The sequence below is a fragment of the Pseudomonas sp. SMN11 genome (genome assembly GCF_052041945.1).
Lineage (GTDB): Bacteria > Pseudomonadota > Gammaproteobacteria > Pseudomonadales > Pseudomonadaceae > Aquipseudomonas.
The window spans coordinates 46,222-69,759 of sequence record NZ_JBKGGW010000021.1 but is presented as its reverse complement, the minus strand read 5'-3'; the positions used below and the strand labels follow the sequence as shown (position 1 = coordinate 69,759).

21 protein-coding genes and 1 pseudogene are annotated in these 23,538 nt (G+C 60.7%); 8 read left to right on the top strand and 14 right to left on the bottom strand.

Annotated features, from left to right (window positions below):
• Nucleotides 1-236: 236 nt before the first annotated feature.
• A complete protein-coding gene (cprA, locus tag ACLEJU_RS17875; RefSeq protein WP_435423117.1) occupies nucleotides 237-1,385 on the top strand; it encodes a cationic peptide resistance protein CprA in 1,149 nt (382 codons plus the stop codon).
• 128 nt (nucleotides 1,386-1,513) lie between these two features.
• Here the strand turns inward: cprA and ACLEJU_RS17870 are convergent, their stop codons facing one another.
• The 14 genes and pseudogenes from ACLEJU_RS17870 to ACLEJU_RS17805 form a co-directional block, all read right to left on the bottom strand.
• Nucleotides 1,514-2,491 (bottom strand): 2-hydroxyacid dehydrogenase, encoded by a 978-nt coding sequence (locus tag ACLEJU_RS17870; RefSeq protein WP_435423118.1) that lies wholly within the window; start codon nucleotides 2,489-2,491, stop codon nucleotides 1,514-1,516.
• Nucleotides 2,492-2,508: 17 nt separating this feature from the next.
• A pseudogene (locus ACLEJU_RS17865) lies at nucleotides 2,509-3,793 on the bottom strand (MFS transporter).
• A gap of 63 nt (nucleotides 3,794-3,856) precedes the next feature.
• Nucleotides 3,857-4,807, bottom strand: coding sequence for a sugar kinase (locus ACLEJU_RS17860; RefSeq protein ID WP_435423119.1), 951 nt, complete (start codon nucleotides 4,805-4,807; stop codon nucleotides 3,857-3,859).
• Nucleotides 4,800-5,579: a sugar phosphate isomerase/epimerase family protein gene (locus tag ACLEJU_RS17855; protein ID WP_435423120.1), complete on the bottom strand. Its 780-nt coding sequence runs from the start codon at nucleotides 5,577-5,579 to the stop codon at nucleotides 4,800-4,802. Before ACLEJU_RS17855 ends, ACLEJU_RS17860 begins: the two co-directional genes overlap by 8 nt.
• Nucleotides 5,580-5,649: 70 nt before the next feature.
• The gene (locus tag ACLEJU_RS17850) at nucleotides 5,650-6,672 is read right to left on the bottom strand and encodes a LacI family DNA-binding transcriptional regulator (RefSeq protein WP_435423121.1); all 1,023 of its coding nucleotides are present in this window, start codon (nucleotides 6,670-6,672) and stop codon (nucleotides 5,650-5,652) included.
• Nucleotides 6,673-6,935: 263 nt separating this feature from the next.
• Nucleotides 6,936-8,174 (bottom strand): c-type cytochrome, encoded by a 1,239-nt coding sequence (locus ACLEJU_RS17845; protein WP_435423122.1) that lies wholly within the window; start codon nucleotides 8,172-8,174, stop codon nucleotides 6,936-6,938.
• A 12-nt stretch (nucleotides 8,175-8,186) separates the two neighbouring features.
• Nucleotides 8,187-9,971, bottom strand: a complete 1,785-nt coding sequence (locus ACLEJU_RS17840) for a GMC family oxidoreductase (protein WP_435423123.1) — start codon at nucleotides 9,969-9,971, stop codon at nucleotides 8,187-8,189.
• A gap of 3 nt (nucleotides 9,972-9,974) precedes the next feature.
• On the bottom strand, nucleotides 9,975-10,709 hold the full coding sequence (locus ACLEJU_RS17835; RefSeq protein WP_435423124.1) for a gluconate 2-dehydrogenase subunit 3 family protein: 735 nt from the start codon (nucleotides 10,707-10,709) through the stop codon (nucleotides 9,975-9,977).
• Nucleotides 10,710-10,996: 287 nt separating this feature from the next.
• Complete coding sequence (locus ACLEJU_RS17830; RefSeq protein ID WP_435423125.1) at nucleotides 10,997-12,280, bottom strand: OprD family porin; 1,284 nt, start codon at nucleotides 12,278-12,280, stop codon at nucleotides 10,997-10,999.
• Between the two features lie 38 nt (nucleotides 12,281-12,318).
• On the bottom strand, nucleotides 12,319-13,635 hold the full coding sequence (locus ACLEJU_RS17825; protein WP_435423126.1) for an MFS transporter: 1,317 nt from the start codon (nucleotides 13,633-13,635) through the stop codon (nucleotides 12,319-12,321).
• Nucleotides 13,636-13,702: 67 nt separating this feature from the next.
• Nucleotides 13,703-14,203: a gamma carbonic anhydrase family protein gene (locus ACLEJU_RS17820; RefSeq protein ID WP_435423167.1), complete on the bottom strand. Its 501-nt coding sequence runs from the start codon at nucleotides 14,201-14,203 to the stop codon at nucleotides 13,703-13,705.
• Nucleotides 14,204-14,227: 24 nt separating this feature from the next.
• Entirely contained in the window at nucleotides 14,228-15,430 is a 1,203-nt protein-coding gene (locus tag ACLEJU_RS17815; RefSeq protein ID WP_435423127.1) for a CaiB/BaiF CoA transferase family protein, read from the bottom strand.
• Nucleotides 15,430-16,350, bottom strand: coding sequence for a hydroxymethylglutaryl-CoA lyase (locus ACLEJU_RS17810; RefSeq protein ID WP_435423128.1), 921 nt, complete (start codon nucleotides 16,348-16,350; stop codon nucleotides 15,430-15,432). The genes ACLEJU_RS17815 and ACLEJU_RS17810 overlap by 1 nt, the downstream gene beginning before the upstream one ends.
• A 98-nt stretch (nucleotides 16,351-16,448) precedes the next feature.
• Nucleotides 16,449-17,360 (bottom strand): LysR family transcriptional regulator, encoded by a 912-nt coding sequence (locus ACLEJU_RS17805; protein ID WP_422763966.1) that lies wholly within the window; start codon nucleotides 17,358-17,360, stop codon nucleotides 16,449-16,451.
• A 546-nt stretch (nucleotides 17,361-17,906) separates the two neighbouring features.
• On the opposite strand from ACLEJU_RS17805, the gene ACLEJU_RS17800 reads away from it, so the two are divergent.
• The 7 genes from ACLEJU_RS17800 to ACLEJU_RS17770 all read left to right on the top strand — a co-directional run bounded on the left by ACLEJU_RS17800 (nucleotide 17,907) and on the right by ACLEJU_RS17770 (nucleotide 23,440).
• On the top strand, nucleotides 17,907-18,113 hold the full coding sequence (locus ACLEJU_RS17800) for a hypothetical protein (protein WP_435423129.1): 207 nt from the start codon (nucleotides 17,907-17,909) through the stop codon (nucleotides 18,111-18,113).
• Between the two features lie 60 nt (nucleotides 18,114-18,173).
• Nucleotides 18,174-19,040, top strand: coding sequence for an McbB family protein (locus tag ACLEJU_RS17795; RefSeq protein WP_435423130.1), 867 nt, complete (start codon nucleotides 18,174-18,176; stop codon nucleotides 19,038-19,040).
• A complete protein-coding gene (locus ACLEJU_RS17790; protein ID WP_435423131.1) occupies nucleotides 19,037-19,825 on the top strand; it encodes a SagB/ThcOx family dehydrogenase in 789 nt (262 codons plus the stop codon). Before ACLEJU_RS17795 ends, ACLEJU_RS17790 begins: the two co-directional genes overlap by 4 nt.
• A 3-nt stretch (nucleotides 19,826-19,828) precedes the next feature.
• Nucleotides 19,829-21,022 carry a YcaO-like family protein gene (locus ACLEJU_RS17785; RefSeq protein WP_435423132.1) on the top strand — a complete coding sequence of 398 codons (1,194 nt, stop codon included), beginning with the start codon at nucleotides 19,829-19,831 and terminating at the stop codon, nucleotides 21,020-21,022.
• Nucleotides 21,019-21,771: a hypothetical protein gene (locus ACLEJU_RS17780; protein WP_435423133.1), complete on the top strand. Its 753-nt coding sequence runs from the start codon at nucleotides 21,019-21,021 to the stop codon at nucleotides 21,769-21,771. Before ACLEJU_RS17785 ends, ACLEJU_RS17780 begins: the two co-directional genes overlap by 4 nt.
• On the top strand, nucleotides 21,772-22,473 hold the full coding sequence (locus ACLEJU_RS17775) for an ATP-binding cassette domain-containing protein (protein ID WP_435423134.1): 702 nt from the start codon (nucleotides 21,772-21,774) through the stop codon (nucleotides 22,471-22,473).
• 115 nt (nucleotides 22,474-22,588) lie between these two features.
• Nucleotides 22,589-23,440: a LysR family transcriptional regulator gene (locus tag ACLEJU_RS17770; protein WP_435423135.1), complete on the top strand. Its 852-nt coding sequence runs from the start codon at nucleotides 22,589-22,591 to the stop codon at nucleotides 23,438-23,440.
• Nucleotides 23,441-23,538 lie beyond the last annotated feature (98 nt).

Here is a 23,538-nt window from a genome sequence, read left to right as displayed (position 1 = left end):
TCGTCTCACTTACTGCCAACAAAGACTCTGGCATCCTTGCAATGCGCATCTTTTAATTAATGAACGCTAAAACTTTCATTAACTTTTGTTTCATATGAAACCCGCATTTCGTTAATTGCAACTTCCCTCCCAACGCCCTGACAATCCCCTCGCTCCGAGCTGAACGCCAGTCCCTGCGCGCTCCAGGCATGAGCTCAAACCTCGATCCACGCCAATAAACTTTTCAGAGGAAGTTTATGAACGCGCCTGCCCCACATATCAACTTCGATCTGCACGAACATATGCTGCTGACTGGCGCCACCGGTTTTCTCGGTGGTTCGGTAACGGCCCAACTGATTGCCAATGGCCGCAGCGCCAACCTGTGTTTCCTGGTGCGCGCCGACAGCCAGGAGCAAGGCCTCGAGCGCCTGCGCGACAACCTGCGCCAACACGGCGTTGACGAGCAGGACTGCCTGGCCTTGCGCGCCGACCAGATCCTGTGCGGCGACTTCCTCGATACCCGCTGGTTGGCCGAGGCCACGCCGCGGCTGATGCAGATCGACCGGGTGATCAACTGTGCGGCGGTGGCCTCGTTCTCGAAGAACCCGAACATCTGGCCGGTCAATGTCGACGGCACCTACGCCTTCGCCGAGGTGATGAGCCGCTCGACGCGCCTCAAGCGCTTCCTGCACGTAGGCACGGCGATGAGCTGCGGCCCGCAGCGCGAGTCACCAATCAGCGAATCGTGGGAGTTCCCGGCCGCCGAGCAGCAGCTGGTCGACTACACCGCATCCAAGGCCGAGATCGAACGGCGCATGAGCGAGCAGCTGCCGCAACTGCCGCTGGTGGTGGCGCGCCCGTCCATCGTGGTGGGCCACCGCACCCTCGGTTGCCAGGCCTCGGCCAGCATCTTCTGGGTGTTCCGCATGGGCTTCGCACTGGAGAGCTTCACCTGCGAGCTGGACGAGCAGATCGACGTGATCCCGGTCGACTACTGCGCCGAGGCGCTGATCGGCCTCACCCTCAAGCCACGCCTGGAGCACAACCTGTACCACATCTCGGCTGGCCACCAGGCCGCCTGCACCTTTGGCGAGATCGACCAGGCTTTCGCCCATGCCAACGGCGCGCAGCCGGTGGGCGAGCGTTACCGCAAGGTCGATGTCGATGACCTGAAGAGCCTGGCGCAGGACTTCGAAGCGCGCATCGGCCCGGCCAACCCGCGCCTGGTGCTGCGAGCCCTGCGCCTGTACAGCGGCTTCGCCGACCTCAACTACCTGTTCGACAACAGCCGCCTGCTTGAGGAAGGCATTGCCGTGCCGCCACGCTTTACCGACTATCTGGATGTGTGCGTGAAGTCGTCCAGCGGGGTCAGTATCGCGACCCAGATGCAGTGGGATTTCAAGTAAGCGCTTGAGGTTCACACATAACCCTGTGGGAGCCGCGCTTGCCGGCGATGGGCTGCAAAGCAGGCCCCATTCACAGTTAGGGGGGCGCTCCGCGGCCCATCGCCGGCAAGCGCGGCTTCCACAGGGTCCTAAGTTTGCTGATAGATCGGGTTGACCAGGTTCGGCGGGCGTTGGCCTGCCAGGGCACTTAGCAGATTGTCCACCGCACACCGCGCCATGGCCTCCCGCGTCTCATGGGTCGCCGAGCCGATATGCGGCGTCGCCACCACGTTATCGAGCTGCAACAGTGGCGAACCAACCGCCAATGGCTCCTGCACGAACACATCCAGCCCTGCCCCGCGAATCCGCTTCTGCTGCAACGCCTCGATCAGCGCGGCTTCATCCACCACTCGCCCACGGGCAATGTTCACCAGTATCGCCTCGGGCTTCATCAACCCCAGCTCGCGGGCGCCGATCAGGCCCTCGGTGCTGGCACTGAGCGGCACCGTCAGACACACATAATCCGCCTCGGCCAGCAACACATCCAGGCTGCAGTAACGCGCTGCATAACGCGCCTCCACTTCTGGCTTGGCTCGCGAACTGTGGTACAGCACACGCATGCCGAACCCAGCAGCGCCGCGCCGGGCCAACGCTTCACCAATGCGCCCCATGCCGACGATACCCAGGGTCTTGCCATGCACATCGGTGCCGAAATGCGCAGGCCCCAGGCTCGCCTGCCATTGCCCCTCACGCACCCAGCCGGCCAGTTCCACCACCCGCCGTGCCGAGGCCAGGATCAGGGCGAAGCCGGTATCGGCAGTGGTTTCGGTCAGCACATCGGGGGTGTTGGTGAGCATCACCCCGCGCCGTGTCAGGTCGGCGATGTCGTAGTTGTCGACTCCCACCGACACACTGGAGATCACCTCCAGCTGCGGTGCCAGGTCGAGCAGCTCGCTGCCCAGGCGCAGGCTGGCACCCAGCAAGCCATGGGCGCCTGGCAAGGCGTCGCGCAGACGCGCCAGGCCATCAGCGGCGCCGGTGTCCACCCAGGTCACCTCCACCTGCTCCTCCAGCCTGGCCAGCAAGGCGTCGGACAGGCGTTTATACAAGACAATGCGTTTCTTCATGGCTGCTTCCTATTGGCTCATGGCCAGGCGTGGGCCGCCGCGCTTGGCGCGGCCTGAGGTCTGTGAGGTTTTCAGTACGGCGGTCAGCGCCACTGCGGCCAGCAGCGCTCCCGACATGAAAAGGTATGAGGCGCCCGGACCGCCGGTAGCACCATTGAGATAGCCCACCAGCCACGACCCGCCGAACGAACCCAGCGCGCCCATGCTATTGATCAGCGCCATGGCGCCACCGGCCACGTTGCTCGGCAGGATCTCCGGGACGATGGCGAAGAACGGGCCATAAGGTGCGTACATGCACGCACCGGCAATCACCAGCAGCGTGTAGGACAGCCAGAAATGCTCGGTACCCAGTGCGTAGGAGCCATAGAACGCCACGGCGGCGATCAACAGCGGTGGCCAGACGAAGCGCTTGCGCTTCTGCAGCCGGTCCGACGCCCAGGACACCCCGATCATGCCCAGCACCGCCGCCATGTACGGCACCGATGCCAGCCAGCCGGCCTCGACGATATCGACATTCGCTGCCTGCTTGAGGATCGACGGCAGCCACAGCACGAAGCCATACACCCCGATGCTCCAGCAGAAGTACTGCAGCGACAGCACGATCACCTGTGGCGAGCGGAACGCCTCGCGGTAGTTCTTCACTGGCTTGATGCCTTGCTGCTCGGCCGCCAGGGTCTGCTGCAGGCTGGCCTTTTCCTGTTCGCTCAGCCATTTCACCTGGGCTGGCCGGTCATCCACCAGGCGCCACCAGATGAACGCCCAGAGCACCGCCGGCAGGCCCTCGATGATGAACATCCAGCGCCAGTCGAAGTGCTTGATCAGGTAGCCCGACACCACCGACATCCACAGGATGGTCACCGGGTTGCCGAGCATCAGGAAGGTGTTGGCCCGCGAGCGCTCGGCGCGGGTGAACCAGTGGCACAGGTACACCAGCATGGCCGGCATCACCGCAGCCTCCACCACGCCGAGCAGGAAGCGGATGGCGATCAGCAGGTAGACGTTGCTGATCATTCCGGTCAGGGTCGCCAGGCCGCCCCAGAGGATCAGGCTGACGAAGATCAGCTTTTTCACACTGCGCTTTTCGGCATAGATCGCGCCGGGCACCTGGAAGAAGAAGTAGCCGAGGAAGAACAGCGCTCCCAGCAGCGAGGACAGTACAGGCGTGATCTTGAGGTCGTCGGCCATGCCCGAGGCTGCGGCAAAACCGTAGTTGGCGCGGTCCAGGTAGGCCAGGCTGTATGTGATGAAGACGATCGGGATGATGTACCACCAGCGGCGTGGTGCGAGGCGAGTCGATTGCATGAAACGTTCTCCTGAGCTTGTTGTTTTTGTCGCAACAGGGCCGGCAAGCCGGCATTCAGCGGTTCAGGCACTTCTGCGCAGTTCGTGCGCGTGGAGTTGGTGACGGTATGGCAGGCCTTCCATGTCGCCACGGGATTGCACGGCGCGGCTGCCGCACCAGTTGCCGCGTGCCACCGCGTCGGCCAGCGGGCGGCCTTCGAGCAGCGCGCTGACCACGCCGACGGCAAACGCATCGCCAGCACCTACGGTGTCCACCACCTGGGCCACCGGCACCGGGGCGACCTGCCCCGCACCTTGGCCATTGCGGTAGTAGGCCCCCGCATCGCCCAGCTTGATCACCACGTGCTCCACCCCCTGGTCGAGGTAAAAAGCCGCGATGTCGGCGGGGGTGTGCTGGCCGGTGAGCAAACGGCCTTCCTCCAGGCCGGGCAGGACCCAGTGGGACTTCACGGCCAGGGCGTTGATTTCACGGACCATGGTCGCCCGGTCGGGCCACAGCGACGGGCGCAGGTTCGGGTCGAAGGAAATACTCCGCCCGGCCTCGCGCATGCCGTCGATCAAGGCATGGGACAATGCCCGGCAGCTGGCGGACAGCGCCGGCGGAATGCCCGTGGCATGCAGGTGGCGGGCCTGCAGCAGCGCCGGGTCGAGCAGCGCGGTGGAAAGGCGGCTGGCGGCGGAGTCGCCGCGGAAATACTCCACCACCGGGTCGCTGCCATCATCGCAGCGGCTTTTCAGCTGAAAGCCGGTCGGGCGGCTGCCATCGACTTCGACACGGCTGCAATCGAGGCCTTCCTGGCGCAAGCTGGCGAGCACGAAACGCCCCAGCGAGTCATCGCCGACCCGGCTCAGCCAGCGCACGCGAAAGCCCAGCCGGGCCAGGCCGATGGCCACGTTGCTGTCGGCGCCGGCGATGCGTTTGCCGAAGGTGCCGACGCTGGCCAGGTCACCGCTGTGCTCGGCGACGAACATGGCCATGGTTTCGCCGAAGCACAGCACGTCATGCTCAAGCATGGCTCACCTCCTCGCCCAGACCCAGCCGCGCCAGGTTGTGCACCTGGGCACGGGTCAGCGCCAACAGGTCATCGCTTGCCAACGGGTATTCGACCGCACGCACCAGCCCGGGGCTGAATTCGTCGAATAGCGCTTCCCACGCCAACAGGTCGGCCGCTTTCGGCGGTACGGCGTGCAAGCGGCCATCTGCACCTTCCTGCACGGCCTTGCAGTGCACGTAGCGCACCCAGCGGCCGAGCTGGCGAGCGGCCTGCAACGCCGACTCGCCCTGCCACTGCCAGTTGCCGATGTCGAAGGTCATGCCCAACGGCAGCGCCCAGCCCTGGGCATGCTGGAAGAACCGCAGCAGCGGCTCGATGCGCCCACCTTGTGGGGTCTGGTCATTCTCCACCAGCAGCACAGGATCACCCTCGCGCAGCAGAGCCTGCAAGGCGCTGACATCGAATTGCTCGTGGTAATGCCCAAGTGAAACCTTCAGCGCCACGGCGCCCAGGGCCTTGGCCAGTGCCAACTTCGCAGGCAGTTGCGGGTCTGGCTGGCCTTGCGCCGTCCATAGCTCCAACGGCGAGGAATACAGGCACTCCAGGCCTGAGGCTGCGATCGCTGCCGAAAGCGCGACAGTGTCGGGCACCTCATCAAACAACTCTTCGCGCAGTTCGATGCGACTGACGCCAGCAGCCGCCAGCAGTTCGATAAAACTCATCTGGCCACGCTGCCGCACAAGGCTGGCGCCGTAGCTGGAGAGACTGATGGAAACGGGGTTCGCGTGCATTGTTGTTGTCCTTATGAAACCGGTTTCATTTTTTGATTGCAGCCATGCAGGCAGCCCTGCTGCCTGCGGATTATTCGTGTGCTTGAGTGGACCCTCGGGTGATCAGCTGTGCCTTGAAATCGATGCGTCGCGGCGCATCATGGCTGCCGCGCAGGCGTTCGAGCAGGCACTCGAACGCGGCCACGCCGATGCGCTCGGTGGGCTGCGCCAGTGCGGTGATGCCGCTGCCCACCAGGGGGTACCAGTCCAGTTCGTCGAGGGCAATCAGGCCCACTTCGCTGAACAGTTTGCAGCCCGAATCGTGCAACACGCGGGTGACTGCCAGGGTCGCCACGCCGTTGAAGGTGAAGATCGCCTGCGGGCCATGGCCCTTGCTGGCCAAGAAGGCGCCGAGCTTGGCCGGCAAACCCGCATCGACTTCCAGCAGCTGCTGGCGCATGCCATTGCGGTTGCTGATCGACGCGGTAAAGGCCTGCACCCGCTCCAGCCGCGAGCTGGTGCCATCCAGCGCTTCGGTGACCGCGAGAATGTCGCGATAGCCTTGCGCTTGCAGGTGGTCCAGGGCCTGCTCGATGGCATCGGCATTGTCCAGGCCGACCAGGTCGACCTTGAGCTCCGGCAATTGCCGGTCGACCAGCACCATGGGGATGTCACGCTGCAGGTTGAGCAGTTCGCCGGGGTGGCGGCCGAGGGTGTTCACGACCAGCCCTTCGACATTGTAGGACTGCAGGGCCGTCAGGTGGTGGCGCTCCTGCTCGTCGTCGCGGTTGGTGTTGCACACCACCAGGCTATAGCCGTGCTGGCGGCAGGCGGTTTCCACGCCATGCATCACGGCCACTGAATAGGGGTTGAGAATGTCGGCCACGAGCATGCCGATCAGGCGGGTCTGGCCACGCTTGAGGCCGCGGGCCATCTGGTTGGGCCGGTAGCCCAGGCGCTCGATGACTTCTTCCAGGCGCTTGGCGGTGGCGTCGGCCAGCAGCTGGCGATCACCGCCGATGTAGCGCGAGACCGTGGCCTTGGACACACCGGCCTCACGTGCCACTTCGCTGATGGTCACCCGCTCGCGGGGGTTGAAGGGTGAATCGGTCATTGCGGGTCCCTTGTGATTGTTGTCGGTGACGGCGAATGAAACCGGTTTCAATACAGCAAAACCTTGCGCGTTCGTCAACCTCCCTTTTTCAGGAGTGTCACAGGGAGGGTAAGACAACGCAATAGATATACAACCTAACCTATTGATACATATACCAAATAGTACACAGATCAGTGTAGGAGCGCGTTTACCCGCGAATGCGATGTTTAATTCACCGACGCATTCGCGGGTGAACCCGCTCCCACAGGGTGACCGGGGTGCAGTTACCGGAGGGGTTTCACATCAGCGGCGCTGACTGGGCTGCCCTGGTTGCCCCAGCTGGTACGAATGAAATTGACTACATCCGCCACTTCCTGGTCACTCAGGCGCCAGCCGAACGCCGGCATGGTGAAGTTCGACGGCGCCGTGTGCGTCGCCGGCACGGTCCCGCCCGCCAGCACCACATGGATCAGCGAGGTGGCATCCGCCGTCTGCACCACCGGGTTGCCCGCCAGCGCCGGGAACACCCGGGTATAGCCGTGACCATCGGTCCGGTGGCAGGCCGCGCAGTTGTCGATGTACACCGACGCCCCCGGCTTGCTGTCGTTGCCCTGCCACAAGGCATCGGCGACCTGCTTGTCATACACGTGCGGCTGGTCGTTCGGGTCGCTCGGCGGCAAGGTCTTCAGGTAGCGGGCAATGGCGGTCAGGTCGGCGTCGCTCAGGTGCTGCATGCTGTGCTCGACCACATCGCTCATGCCGCCGAACACCGCGCTGCGTTCGCTACGGCCGGTCTTGAGGAACTGCACCAGCTGCTCTTCGCTCCAGCTGCCCAGGCCGTCCTTGTGGTCGCCGCGCAGGTTCTTGGCGATCCAGCCTTCGAGCGGTGCGCTGCCAGCCAGGAACTGCTCGCCATCTGCCGGGCTCAGGGCCTTTTCCTGCATGGTCAGGGCGCGCGGGGTGTGGCAGGCGCCACAATGGCCCAGGCCTTCGACCAGATAGGCGCCACGGCTGACCACCGGGTCTGCACCGGCGGGTGCCTGCCAGGCCTGCACCTCGGGGGCGAACAACCCGCGCCAGATCGACAGCGGCCAGCGCATGCTCAACGGCCAGGGGATATCGGTCGCCTTGTTGGGCTGCGCGACCGGCTCGACGCCTTGCATGAAGTACGCATACAGCGCCTGCATGTCGTCGTCACTGACCCGCGCGTAGGACGGGTACGGCATCGCCGGGTACAATGTGCTGCCGTCCTTGGCAACGCCCTTGCGCACCGCCTGGTCGAAGTCGGCGAAGCTGTACTGGCCGATGCCGCTGGCGTCCGGAGTGATGTTGGTGGAGTACACCGTACCGATCGGAGTTTCCATCGGCAGCCCGCCGGCAAAGGGCTTGCCGCCCTTGGCGGTATGGCAGGCCACGCAGTCACCCGCACGGGCCAGGTATTCGCCCTTCTTCACCAAGGCATCATCGGCCTGGGCCGCCGCCGTGGCGCCCAGCAGCAAGGTTGCGATCAACAGGTTCTTCATGTTCATCGCTCCTCAAGCCTGGACCAGCGGGCCGGGGTTCTTCAGGTACTGCTCGCGGATCGCCCGGGCCGACCAGTAGGTCAGCGCCGCCACCAGGCCGGTGGGGTTGTAGCCCAGGCCCTGGGGGAATGCCGAAGCACCGGGGACGAACACGTTGTGCACGTCCCAGCTCTGCAGGTAGCGGTTCAGCGCGCTGGTCTTCGGGTTACTGCCCATGATCGCGCCACCGTTGAGGTGGGTGGTCTGGTAGCTGGCGGTGTTGAAGTGTTCCTTGACCTTCTTGCCAAGCACGGCGATGGACTTGGGGTTCATCGCCTGGGCGATCTTGCTCAGCTTGTCGACCATGAACTGGTTCATCCTGATGTCGTTTTCCTGCCAGTCGAAGGTCATGCGCAGCAGCGGCTGGCCGTAGGCATCGCGGTAGGTCGGGTCGAGGTCGAGGTAGTTGCCGCGGTACGACTGGTGCGCGCCGTGGGCGTCCATCGACACCTGGTGGGTGTAATAGTCGGCGGTGGCCTTCTTCCAGGCGCTGCCCCAGGCCGGGGTGCCGGGCGGGTTGGCGACCCCGGCGATCGGCCGGCTGCCGGCCTGATTGACCCACATCGGCGAGCCGCCGACGAAGCCGTGCGGGCCATGGTCGAAGTTGTCGGCGTTGAAGTCGTCGATGGCCACGCCGTTGCCGCCGGCACCGATGAAGTTGTTGGTGTAGGTGTCCTTGTCGAAGAACGCCTTGACCGTGCCCATGTTCTGGTAGGCGAAGTTGCGCCCGACCACGCCTTCGTTCTTGACCGGGTCATAAGGCTTGCCGATGCCGGACAGCAGCATCAGGCGCACATTGTTGAACTGGAACGCGGCGAGGATGACGATGTCCGCCGGCTGCTCCACTTCGCGGCCTTGGGCGTCGATGTAGGTCACGCCGGTGGCTTTGCGCTTGCTATCGTCCAGGTTCACCCGCAGCACATGGGCGTTGGCGCGCAGCTCGAAGTTCGGCACCTGGCGCAGCGCCGGCAGGATGTTCACGTTCGGCGAGGCCTTGGAGTACATGTAGCAGACGTAGCCGCTGCAGAAGCCGCAGAAGTTGCATGGCCCCATCTGCGCGCCGTACGGGTTGGTGTACGGCCCGGAGGTGTTGGCCGACGGCAGGTTGTAGGGCTTGTAGCCGAGGCTGGCCGCCGCCTTTTCGAACAGCTTGGCCGAGACCACGTTCTTCTGCGATTCCAGCGGGAACGGGTTGGAGCGGTCAGGTGCATAGGGGTTGCCGCCCTTCCCTTCGCCAACCCGCTTGCCGTTGACCGTCCAGGCCTGGCCGGAGGTGCCGAAGACCTTTTCGGCAAAGTCGAAATGCGGCTCGAGTTCCTCGTAGCTGACGCCAAAGTCCTGAATGGTCATGTCTTCCGGGATGAAGCGCTTGCCATAGCGCTCTTCGTAGTGGCTGCGCATGCGCAGCTCCATCGGGTCTACCCGAAAGTGCACGCCCGACCAATGCAGCCCTGCGCCGCCGACGCCCTTGCCCGGCAGGAAGGCGCCGAGCTGACGGTTGGGCAGCGCGACATCGTTGATGCTGTGGCGGATGGTGACGGTCTCTTTCGACACATCGACGAACAGCTTCTTGCGCACGCTGTAGGTCAGTTCGTCGATCACCTGCGGGTAGCTGCCATCCGGGTAGGTATCCTGCATCGGCCCGCGCTCCAGCGCCACCACCTGCAGGCCGGCTTCGGTGAGCTCCTTGGCCATGATCGCGCCAGCCCAGCCGAAACCGACGATCACCACGTCCGCCTTCTTCATTGCATTGGCCATGCCTTACGCCCTCTCGCCGCGAATCGAAACTGCCGGGAACGGGTACGGCTCGTTGCGCTCGACCCAGTCCATGAAATCTGCCCGGGCACCCGGGAAGCCGATCTGTGTCCAGCCGACCATGCCTTTGTTGCCGCCGTGAATCGGGTCGCAGAAGAAGCCTTCGCGGGTGTTCTGCACCAGCAGGCTGAAGAACAGCTTGGCCGGCAGCTGCTCGAAAACGATGTCACCGGCTTCGATCTTGCCGAGAATCTTGTCGCGGGTAGCGCTATCTTGTTCGGCAAAGGTTTTACCGCTGGCGTTTTTGCTCCACGCCTCTGTGGCGGCGATGCCCAGGCGGTAGATCTGTTGCGGGCTGAGTTGCAGCTGGTAGCCGAGCTCCGGGGCGGCATCTGCCTTGAACGGACCTTGCATGTACCACTGGGCGCCGGTGGCGTAAGGGGTGTTCATCTGGCGGTCGATGAACTCGGCGGCACCCGCCTCCAATGCGCCGGGGCCGAGTTCGTCGGCGGGGATGATGCGCGACACGGCCGCTTGCACGAAGGCCCACTCTTCGGCGGTGAAGAAGGTTGGCTGATAGTTGCCCGCAGGGGGTGTGGCCGGCACCTTGGGTTCGCGCACGGGCTCGGCCAACAACTGGCTGGCACCCAGGCCGGTACTGGCCACGGTGACCACCGGAATCAAGGTCAAGGTCTTGCGCAGGAAGTCCCGGCGCGGGTTGTCGGGGGCATGCTCAGGCATTTCGGGTCCTCATCAGCATTGGAGCGGCCTTGGATTGCGCCATCTGGTGTCCGGCCGGGGCCGGCAAAGCCGCGTAATCTAGCTGGTTTGGAAACGTTTTGAAACCGGTTTCAAAGCCTGCGACATCCTGAGCCTCGACACTCGCCCCTGTGGGAGCCGCGCTTGCCGGCGATCGAGGGCGAAGCCCTCGCCTGTTGCCTACAAGTTCTTTGAGGCCTCGGCAATCCTGGGGCCGCTGTGCGGTCCATCGCCGGCAAGCGCGGCTCCCACAAAAGAGCTGCCACACCTTAGAAATCGAGGGTGTAGCCCACAATCACCCGGTTCTCGTCCGCCGCATCGGCAAAGTTCGGGCGCATGCTCGCATTGCGCCAGCGCAGCGACACGCTCCTGAATGGCCCCGACTGCACCACATAGGTGATGTCCGTAGTCCGCTCCCATTCCTCGCCCTCACCACCCCTTGCCTCAAGCGCCCTGCCCTTGCTCGTGGCAATGCGCTGTGGGTCGACCTGGTCACCCTTCACGTAGCGCACGTTGAACGTCAGTCCAGGAATGCCCAAAGCGGTAAAGTTGTAGTCATAGCGCAGCATCCAGGCACGCTCGTTGGCCAACGCGAAGGTGCTGACCTGCTGCTCGCTGAACAGGTAGGTATCCGTGCCGCCCACATAGGCGTAGGCGGTATCGCCACTGACCTTCTGGTAGCCACCACTGAAGGTATGGCCGTGCAAGCTGTAGCCAAAGTTGGTGCTCAAGGTGCGGTTGTCCACCTCCCCCAGCAACGCCCTGCCCTGTTTCCGGGCGTTGAACCAGCGCCATTCGGTGAACGCCTCACCCGGCCCCGCGCCGATGCGGTACTTGAAACCCGCGTAATCACGGCGAAACAGGTCTTCCAGCTCACTGGTGTGCAGGCTCACGGTCAAGTTCTTCAGCGGTTGGTAATCGGCCCCGGCGTAATACAGCCGGTCACTGCTCACCGTCGCTGAATAGGCGCCCTGTTGCGCCATCGCCGTCAGGTCTTCGAAATCGGTTGAATCGCGCAGTTTGGTCGCATCGACCTGCAGCACGGTGAAGGTGAAAGCGTCCAGATCCTTGCTGACCAGCTGCGCCCCGTTGAACCACTGTGGGAACAGTCGGCTGTAGTTCGACGCCAGCAGCGGCAACTGCGGGCTCAGGCCGCCGACCTGCAGCTCGGTCCGCGCCAGCTTCGCCTTGAACGTGGCAATCGCCTTGCCATACTCGTCCGCCGCACGCTTGTCGCTGCCCCGCGGCAACAGCCCGGTGCCGCTGCGGTCTGGCGAAGAGTCGAGCTTGATGCCCAGCATGCCGGCTGCATCCAGGCCAAAGCCGACAACCCCGTCGGTATAGCCTGACTGCCACTTGAGCATGAAACCCTGGGCCCACTCGCCGCGCCGCGACTGGGTGGCGGTAGCGCCATGGAAATCGCGGTCGAAGTAGAAGTTGCGCAGCTCCAGGCTGCCCTTGCCATCGTCGACAAAGCCTGCCTGGGCCACCTGGCACGCGCAGCCAAGCGCCGCGAGCATCAGCGATGCCCGCCGGGAGAGGGAAATGTTCATGGTTACGCCTTGTTGTTCTTGTTGGAAAGCGTTGCGGTTCAGGCTTTGGGGTTTTTGACGTAGCGCATCACCACCAGGCAGGCGATCAGGATCAGCGGGGCAATCGACAGCATTCCCATATAGCTGCTGCCGGTAAGGTCGTTGATCTTGCCGACCATCACCGGTGCGACGATGCCGCTCAGCTGGCCGACCGAGTTGATCGCCGCCGTGCCGGTGGCGATGGCCAGGCCCGAGAAAGTGGACTGCGGAATGGTCCAGAAGATCGGGATGGCGATGAAGGTGCCCGCCGTGGCCAGCACCAGCGCCGCCATCATCGCCCAGGACGAGTCCGCGTACAGGCAGGCCAGCAGGTAGCCCAGCGCCGACGCCAGCAGGCAATACACCAGGTAGCGCTTGCGTTCCCCGGTGCGGTCGGAGCGCCGGGTCAGCAGCACCATGCCGATGCAGGCCACCGCATAGGGCAGTGCCGACAGCATGCCAACCCAGAGCATGTCCTGCACGCCGGACGACTTGATCAGGTGCGGCATCCAGAAATTCAGGCCGTAGGAAGCGGTTTTCACCACGTAGTAGATGAACGCCATGATCGCCACTTCACGGGTCAGCAGCACCCGCCAGATCGACCCCAGCACCGGCTTCTGCACGCGCCGGTCCTGGGCCAGGTTCTCCAACAGCAGGTCTTTCTCCTGGCGGCTTAGCCAGCGGGCCGACGCGATGTCGCGGTCCAGCTTGCACAGCACCAGCACGCCCAGCAGCACGCACGGCAACCCCGACATCAGGAAAAGCCAGTGCCAACCCGCCAAGCCCAGCACACCGTCCATGGTCCCCAGCAGGAAGCCCGCTGCCGGCCCGCCCACCGCGCCAGCCAGGGGCACGGCGAGGAACCACAGGCCGTTCATCTTCGCCAGGTGCTTGCGGGGGAACCAACAGGCCAGGTAGAACAGGATCGCCGGGCCGAAACCGGCCTCCATCACCCCGATCAGAAAACGCAGGAAATACAGCGTGTACTGGGTGTAGGCAAACACCAATGCCGCCGTGGCCAGGCCCCAGGACACCATGATCCGGCAGATCCAGGCCGGCGCCCCGTAGCGCTTGAGGCCCAGACTGCTCGGCACTTCGAACAGCACGTAGCCGATGAAGAACATGCTCGCGGCCAGGCCATAGGCGGCGTCGCTCAGGCCCAGTTCAGCCTGCATCTGGGTCTTGGCAAAGCTGATGTTGATGCGGTCGAAGTAGGAAAACAGGAAGCAGATGATGGCCAGCGGCATGATGCGCCAGGCCACGCGACGGTATAGCAGCAGTTCATCGATGTGGCTGTCGGCGCGCTCGCGCGCCACTTCGCCGGTCAAGGCAACCATGGTGGATCTCCATTCTTGTAGTTATTGGAGAGCGACGGCGCCCGGTGTGGGCACCGCGTGCAACGGGTCAGCCAATGCGCACGAGCTTGTCCTTGAAGGCCTGGCCCTTGCGCACGTACTCGGCGGCATTGGCGTGCATGCCGGCGATGGTTTCAGGGCTCAGTTCACGCACCACCTTGGCGGGTGCCCCGAGGATCAGCGAGTTGTCGGGGAACACCCTGCCTTCGGTGACAACGGCGCCGGCACCGACCAGGCAGTTGCGGCCGATCACCGCGCCATTGAGCACCACGGCCTGGATCCCGACCAGCGCACCATCGCCGATGCTGCAGCCGTGCAGCATGGCCTGGTGGCCGATGGTAACGTTGCGGCCCACGGTCAGGGCAAAGCCTGGGTCGGCATGCAGCACTGCGCCTTCCTGCACATTACTGTGCTGGCCGATGCGGATCGGCTCGTTGTCACCGCGCAGCACCGCCTGCGGCCACACGCTTGCGCCCTGCTCCAGGGTGACATCGCCAATGACCGTGGCGTCCTCGGCCACGAACGTTTCCGGGTGAAGGGCCGGTGTCAGTGTTTCGTATCGCTAGATCGCCATTCAGTGCACTCCCTGGGCCTGATCGTCGGTTTTCAGCACACCAGCGGCACACAGCTCGGCGATGTGTTCGTCGCTGTAGCCCAACTCGCGCATCACCTTGTGCGTGTGTTCGCCAATCCGCGGGATTGGCCGGCGTGGCTGCAGGCGCTGGCCGTCCAGCGACAGCGGCAGCAAGGGCATCGGCGTGCTGCTGCCATCTTCCAGCTGCAGGTCCGCCATGCCACCGCTCTGGGTCAGGTGCGGGTCGTCGAACAACTCTTCCGGGCGGCGGATCGGCGCGAAAGGAATGCCGTTGGCCTCCAGTTCCACGGCCAATTGCCCGGCATCGAGGTTGGCGAACACCTCGGCCAGGTGCGCCAGCAGCCGTGGCCGCTGCACTACCCTGTCATTGTTGGTCGCCAAGGCCGGGTCATCGAGCAAGGCCGTCTGGCCCAAAAGCTGGCACAGGGCCTGCCACTGGCCTTCACCCGTGGCAGCGACGAACATCTGCTCGCCGCCGGCGAAGGTGAACACGTCGTAGATGGCCCAGGCGCTGATGCGGTTGGGCATCGGTGCCGCCGCCTGGCCGGTCACCACGTACTGCTGCATGTGCTGGGCCGCGAGCAATACGCAGTTCTCGTACAAAGCGCTCTGCACCTCGCGGCCAACGCCTGTGGAGTTGCGCTCGTTGAGCGCGGCCAGCACACCAATGGCGCCGAACATGCCGCCCATGATGTCGTTCACCGAACTGCCAGCGCGCAGTGGGCGGCCCACCGGCCCGGTCATGTAGGCCAGGCCGGCCATCATCTGCACCACTTCGTCCAGGGCCAGACGGTTGTCGTACGGGCCGCTGAGGAAACCCTTGTGCGAGGCGTAGATCATCCGGGGGTTACGCTGGCGCAGCCTGGCGTAGTCGAAGCCCAGCGTGTGCATGCGCCCGGGCTTGAAGTTTTCGATGAATACGTCGGCACTGTTGATCAGCGCCAGCACCGCCTCACGGCCCTGGGGCGTGTCGAGGTCGACAGCGATGCACTGCTTGTTGCGGTTGAAGGTGCGGAAGAACCCCGCCCCCGCCCCGAGCAAGCGGCGTGTGCCGTCACCACGGGTGGGCTCGATCTTGATCACTTCGGCACCTAGGTCGCCCAGGATCATGCCGCAGGTGGGGCCCATGACCATGTGCGAAATCTCGACGACACGAATGCCGTCCAATGGAAGTGTGGACATTACGCGTTTCCTGGGTAGTTGAGTGGCAGGCCGGCGCGGGCGATGGCGCCGTAAAGCGGCTCATCCGGCAGCGCCTCGCGCAACAGCTGACGCGAGGCGATCAACGCTGGCAGGTCGATGCCGGTGTCCAAGCCCATGCTCTGCAGCATGAACACCAGGTCCTCGGTCACCGTGTTGCCCGATGCCCCCGGTGCGAACGGGCAACCGCCAAGACCGGCAAGCGATGCATCTAGTTCGCGGATGCCCTGCTGCACCGCCACCAGGCTGTTGGCCAGGGCCAGGCCACGGGTGTCGTGGAAGTGCGCGGCGCGCAGGCGCTCGCCGGCAATGGCGCGCACGGCCTGGATCACCGTCGCCACCTGGCCGGGGTTGGCATAGCCCGTGGTGTCGCCGAGTGAGACCAGATCGCAGCCGGCCTCGATCACCTGACGGGTCAGCTCACACAGGTCGCCCAGCGGCACCTCACCCTGTCGGGTGCAGCCAAAGGCCACCGACATGCCGGCGATCATCTGCACCTCATGCCGCCCCAGTTCGCTGCGCAGCTGGCACATGCGCCCCAGCTCCTCGACCATCTGCTGTGGCGTGCGGCGCACGTTGGCCAGGCTGTGGGCCGTGCTGACCGATACCGGCGCGACAATCCGCTGGGCGCCGGACTCCAGTGCATCCTGCGCACCGCGCAGGTTGGGTGCCAGCACCGTCACCAGCAGGTCGGGATACGTGAGGGCGTGGGCCACCACCTGTTTGGCATCGGCCATCTGCGGCAGCAGCCGCGCCGGCACGAACGAGGCGACTTCCATGTGGCGCACGCCGGCTGCATAGGCGCTGTCGATCCAGCGCAGCTTGGCGGCGGTCGGCATTACCGTGTGCAGGCTTTGCAGCCCATCGCGCATGCCGACTTCATTGATGGTTATTGTTGTCATCACGGTCTCTCTGTCTGAAGCGTGGGGCCAGACTAAGAGCAGTGCGACAGGCAGAAAAGACGTGTTTCACGGGCTGATCCATCGTCAGCCGCGATGGATCAGTCCCGGGTTTGCCAGGCCGGCGCGCGCAACAGCAGATGGTCGAGCAGGCGGCGCGCAGACAGGCTCAAGGCATGGCGGTCACGCATGCAGATGACGAACTCGCCCAGTGCCCAGTCATCGGTCAGCGGGATCACCCGCAGGTCGAACAGCTGCGCATAGCGCGCCACCGCTTCCTGGGGGAACACCGCCAGGCCCAGGCCGAACTGCACCAGGCGATAAGCTGCGTCGAACGACGACACGTACGAGCGAAAGCGCAACGCCTTGCCGGCCGCCTCGGCGCTGTTGCGCATGAAGGTATTGAGCGTGGCGAAGGCCGACAGGCCCAGGTGCTCGTAATCCAGCGTCTCTTCGAAGGCGATGCTGTCACGCCCGGCCAACGGGTGATCGGCGCCGACCACAACGGCCAGGTGATCCTGCCGGTATGGCACAAACTCCAGATCGCCGACGGCCATGGACTTGCGGCAGATGCCAAGGTCCGCACTGCCCTCTGCCACTCCACGAACCACGTCCGGGCTGAAACGCTCCTCGATGTCGGCCTGGATCAGCGGGTTGTCGAGCATGAACGCCGACAATTCCTCGGGCAGGAACTCCATGATCGACGATACGTTGGCCAACACCCGCACATGCCCGCGTGCACCTTCGGCGTACTCGCTCAATTCACTGTCCAGGCGCTCCATGGCCCGAGTCAGGCCCCGCGCATGGCGCAGCAGCGCAAGGCCCGCCGGGGTCGGTTCGACGCCGCGCTTGCTGCGTTTGAGCAACGCCGTGCCAAAGCGCGCTTCGATATCCGAAATCCGCTTACTGACCGCCGACGGCGCCATGAACGCCCGCTCGCTGGCACGTGCAATGGTGCCGGCTTCGCAGACCACGATGAACAGGTGCAACGACAGGTGATCGAGGGGTTGCATGGCGGTACCTGTTGCTTGAATGGCAGCATCCTAGCACCTGCGGGGCAGGTCACGCCGCAACACGGACACTTCAATTAAGAGAGATACCGTCAATACCGATTAGACCCGCCAGCGGGGAGCTATTTTTGACAAAGAGCTGCTCCGCGGCCAAAGCCTTCTCAAAGCATGCATGGTGAACTCGGTAACCTATCTCCAGGCAATTTTATATTTTTTACATTCCGAAACATTATCAAACAGATTGAAAGTCAGCAGTCTGCCCTTCCCAAGCTAAGCCCGAGCGGACGCAATCAGAACACTCCTAATCGTGAAATAAATAATTCCTACACAACAGGTTCTCGCTTCTTACAGCCAACGAGGAACTCGGCCGTAAATTTTAAGATAACCCGATTTCTCTGAAAGAATCATCCTACAAAACTGAGGATAGCGACAAGCCGCTGACTTATACGCCTCAACCTATCAAAGCTCCGGTCCATCTTGACTTCATTCGACAGCTCTTCAATTCTGAAAGTGCTCCGGCATTTCGGAGCAACAACCAAGGAGACTTAAATGGACAATCAATACGGAATCAATCTTATGACTTTGTCACTAGAAACTACCGGCGACATGGAAGCGGAATTCTTTGGCGGTTCCGGTAGTGCTGGCGGGTGTGGTGGAAGTGGTGGATGCGGAGGCGGCGGCGGCTGTAACGGTGGCAGTGGTGGCTGCTCCGGAGGCAGCAACTCCATTGATAACAACGAACACACCCAACAATAACTAGAATGCGGGTGCCATCTTGACGAATGATGAGATGGCACTTGCTCGCAGGGCCACACGATGAAAACCTTGAGAGTCTATAACTACGAAATACTCAATTTCGAACAAGAACCCGTTATCTTTACATCAACTGGCTTCACGAAACTGGTTGACCCAAAAATCACCAACGCCCTGGTCCGTCTGGGAAGCATGAACACTCAACATCTCTCCGAGGGCGATCTGGAGTCGCTTCTTCGCTCAGAGGATCTCCAACCGGAGCCTGCAACTGTATTTCTCAAATCCTTATCAGTGCTCGGAGACGAAGTTAGCTTACCTTATTTGAAGAGAGTCGTAATTTTCACCGACATGGTCATTTCAGAGTCTTTAAAAAACTTCCTAGAGGAACAGCGGCGCCAGCGGTTGCAGATACTCCCTCTTCCCAATGATTTACCAGTGATTGCCTCAAGCCCTACATTATTTGTATTTGCATGCATGAAATTGCGACCCAACTTAATAAGAAAAATGTACACAACCGTACTCCAACAGAATCCAGGCTCAGCGGCTAGCATTGGATTCGTGAGCGGCAATTACTTCCATCTGACTGAGGCGCATCTACCGGAAATTGGAAATCCCTGTGCATTTTGTACGCTTGATCGAATTTCGCACTATGAAAGATTGAGAGCCAGCCACCATTATTGGAGCCGGATATGGGCATTCTGTAGCGCGCAAAATTTAGACTTACCTTTGACCCCTATAAACGAGTACCAATGCGCACTTATTTTTGGAGCCATCGTGGAAGTCGCCGACAAGCTTACGCAAGCTCCAAAACTCAGGTGCACTCAAGATCGAATACTTCTCTCACGAACTGTGAATTTACAGAACGGCTTCCTTACTGAAGACAGCAGTATCCATTGGCCTCTTTGCGAGTGCATAGGAGCTGAGCAATGAGCACTTCGCATGATCAATATTTAAAGTTTGTCAGCAACGAGCTTATCGATGAAGTTCTAAATTTTCATGCTAAAGGAAATTATGTCATACACCCAGCCACGCAACATTTAAGTACGCTTCATCACGTCCCTGCTGCCGATCTTGCTACGCTCTCAGGCAATGAGCTGTCACTACATCCACTGCCATCATGCAGCGACAATCCATCTCTAGCCCCTCAACCGCTACCTCATCACCATCCGCTACGGCGAAATGATTCTTGCAACGACTTTAAAGCCAGTCGAATTGACTTCGAAACAATCAAGGCAATTCTTGCTCCTCTGGTGAGAAAAGACAGTAGTAGCAAGCGAGGCTATCCAAGCGGAGGCGCTCTCTATCCAATTGAAGTATTCTGCGTAAACTTAAACAACCGAGTTGAGGGCTGGCCGAAAGCTTCCAGCGCACTGCACCTCTTAGCAAACTCCAGAACACTTGAAGCCCACAGCCAGACAATTGACGACCACAATCTTTCTAGCGCCATTATAGGCTCAAGCACACCGATCGGATCGCCTGCGCTCGCACTTGTATATTACATATATTTACCCAAGGCACTTTTTAAGTATCGGCAAAGGGGGTACAGACTTGCATTGATGGAGGCCGGATCAATGTACATGCTTACAGATCTTCGCTGTAAAGAACTAGGACTCAACAGCCGTCCTTGGGCTGCGTTCACCGACCATCAAGTCACAAAGCACCTTAATCTCAACCCCACATTATTCCTGTCTACATGCATTCAACTTATAGGCTGACCCATGAATAACTACAGCGAAATACATAGCCCAGGCATTGCGGATTTTGAATTGCTTCGACCGAGTGCGGTGACGTATATGCCGCACAGTGCAGAGTTTGGCTCACGGTGGAGCACATACGGGTCGAGCAGTGGATGGACTTCGGAGGTAGCCGCTACCGCCTTGGGGGAGCACCTTGAGCGCAAGCACTTCTACCTTGACATTCCAATTCATGACACTGGCCCAATGGGCAAAACCTTGACACCCGAAGAGTGCAAAGCATTTAGCAAGGCATTTGCTCAGACATCGAGCCAGATCTCAATTGACACTATCGAAAACCATGCCTTTGATCTAACTCGCGCATTTAGAATAACTGACCTCACCCCCTGTAAAATACCATCAGCTTGTATTTCACTTACGCATTCAAAAAACAATATAGACAATGCGATCTACCCTGCAAGAGACACCTGTGGCTGCAGCGTTCACCTCACTCTGGAAGCAGCAATTTTAGGCGCAATGAAGGAATCTTTCGAGCGGCAGTTCCTGCTTCGCTTCTGGCTAACTAAAACCTACAGAGAAAAGATAGAGTACGATCAAGCCTGCGAACTAATGAAACAAAGCCGAAGCCTGCCACTGCTCCAGCAATTGCAATTATCTGGAAATTTGTCAATTCTGGATCTCACTGACAATCGTTTTCCTGGAAGCTGTATTCTCCTTTGCTATGGCAACGCTCAGCAAGGTAACGTGCGCGTCAGGTATTGCGCAGGCATGGCTTATGGAGACACTCGCTGCACCGCGCTGGAAAAATCAATTATTGAATTGTGGCAGACATTTCGATTCATGCAATTTTATAACGAGAAAGATAAAATCACGGACCCTTACCTTCGACATTTCATGAACTGCAATAAATATGAAACCTTTCAACGCATTATCAATACTCGTCAATCACTGCCCTCTCCCTCCCCACAATCCGTCACTGAGCGCTTGACAGCCAAGAACCTAATAGATACTGCAAAAACACATAACATAAATGGCTATCTGTATTTAAATCACATAATCACCACCCACAAGACGTTGTTTTTCTGCAAGTATATTTCACCCAACTTGTTCATGCACATGAACAATGCGAGCAGAATCAACACCAACAACCACTACTCAGACGCCTTTCTCAAGGATGTAATCGAATCTCAACTAACTGATATGGTGCCATTTCCATGAACCAATCTACGCACCCAACAACTTCAAAAATCAAAGCCATACCGTGTATCATGAAACTTTTTCTGATTGAACATCTACGCGAACCCACCACACTACTGTGGACTGGTATGGCGCCCTGCTTGATGTTCATCCTGGTGACAGACCGCACCTCCAAGGACTTTGACCAATCTTATGTAAATGCTGCCGCCTGGTTTTATTCTTACTTATCATCAAGCTTCGCTTTTTTCGGATTCAGCTTTTATCTGGTCGGAAGAAGAGAAAGCGGCTTCGTACGTTCCTTCATCTATCAGCAAGGTGCTGTCCGTACATTTCTGGTATCGCATACTCTCAGCTACTCACTCCTGAGCCTGATCTATGTAACAGGATTTTATCTTGTAACCAAACCGCTATATGGGAATTATGACTTCATAGAGTACCTGCATCTGGCCGCCTGCTTCTACACAGCCTACTTGGGATTTTGTTGCATAGGCTTGGTAGTGGTGGCGCTCCCCTTGAAATTCAGCACCACAAGCACAGTATTTTCTCTCCTTTCATTCTGGATGTTGATTTCCGGCTACGCCGGCGCCTCTCAGCATGCGAAGTTCGCTTCATCGGTTGCCTATTTCAACCCACTGTCCCTTAGCGTGCAACTTTACGATAGTCGACTACCGCTTTTTATCAGCTTTGCCATTGCACTGACGACCCTGTTGATTGGACTTACCGCTTCTATAAAATATTTTAGAATACAACCTGTCTGGAGCCGGTATTAATTGAAAATCTTATCCCTGACTGACCTCACATTTTCCTACCCCGCGCGCCCATTATTCGAGTCCATCAATCTTCATGTCGCACGAGGCGAGGCGGTCGGATTGCTAGGAATGAATGGTGCAGGCAAAACAACGCTTTTCGACCTGATATGTAAACTCAAAGCACCACAGGGGGGAGACATTGTCAATCACGCACAACAGCAGGCTTATCTTACTCAAATTCTCACGCCGCCTCCTTTGCTGCGGATGCACGAGGTTGGCAAATTGATCGGGCTGTTTAATGCCAGAACATTTCCTCGCACTGATGAAGCATTTACTCGTTTAGCCAGGTGGTCCGCACCGTTGGCCAAACGATACGCTGATATCGGACAAAAACGGGCGGCGACTTGCAGCTATGGCGAAGTACGCAGTTACTTCACGTTGACGCTGCTTTTGATGGAGTGCGATCTCATCATCCTTGATGAGCCCACTGCAGGCGTAGACCCTGAATTCAGGCACTTTATCTGGCTGGGCATTCAGCATGCCTGCCGTGAAGGTGCAGCCGTATTGGTGTCCTCACATTACACCGAGGAAATTGCTCAAAATTGCCATCGTTTTTATATGTTGGCCAACAGAAATCTTACGGCCTTTGAAAGTGCCCAGCAGTTTTTATCTCATTACGATGCGCACTCGCTTGATGATGCGTTTATTAAAGCGTTTCTTTGATAAACAAATTTGCAGACAATCAACCTTGCTTCTCTTCCTCGGCACGCTGCCGAGCGCAGCGGTCGCCGCAGATACCCGGAGCCCGTATGATGGCCGTCCACACCCGAGGCCCGCCATGTTCGACTGGGAAGATCTCCGCCATTTCTCCGCTTTCATCAGCACCGGCTCATTGTCAGCTGCGGCCAGGCAGCTGGGTGTCGACCACGCCACCGTGGCCCGGCGCATCGCCGCGCTGGAGGCCGCCTTGAACCTCAAGCTGGTCGACCGCCGCCCCAGGGCCTACGCACTGACCGAGGAAGGCCGCCGGGTGGGTGATTACGCCGAACAGATGACCCAGTCGTCTTTCGCCCTGGAGCACTTTGCCAATGCCGGCCAGCAGCAGGTGGAAGGCGAAGTGGTGCTGGCCGCCCCGCCGGCGCTGCTCGGCAGCATCATTGCCCGGCGCCTGGGTGCGCTGATGCAGCGCTACCCGCAACTGCAACTGAAGCTGGTCGGCAGCAAGTCGCGGGCCTCGCTGGCCCGCCGCGAGGCCGATATCAGCATCACTCTGGCCAGGCCCACGGAGCCGACACTGGTCGCTAGCCTGTTGGGTTATCTGGATTACCGTTTGTACGCCGCGCCCGCCTACCTGCGCAGCGCTGGCACGCCGCGCTACATCGGCTACGACGAATCCCAGGCCAGGTCACCGCAGCAGCAGTGGCTACTCAGCCAGACCGGCAACCCGCCCTTGGTGTTGCAGAGCAACGACCTGCGCATTCAGGCCCAGGCGGCCGCGGGCGGGGTTGGCATCGCCTGCCTGCCGGCCTTCATGGCGCAGGAGCATGGCCTTGAGGTTGCCGGCAAGAACGAACAGACCATGAGCATCGAAATCTGGCTGGCCGTGCACGAAGATGTGCGCAACACGCCGCGCATCAAGGCTGTCACCGACTTCCTGCAGCAACAGGTCAAGCCGCTGCTGCGCTTGTGAATTTATGCGGATGGCGCCTGCACCGATTAAGAATTTTCGCAGCCAGCCATCACCGCTAAGCTTCCCTGCGTCGCACAACCGATTACTGAGGAGCAGCG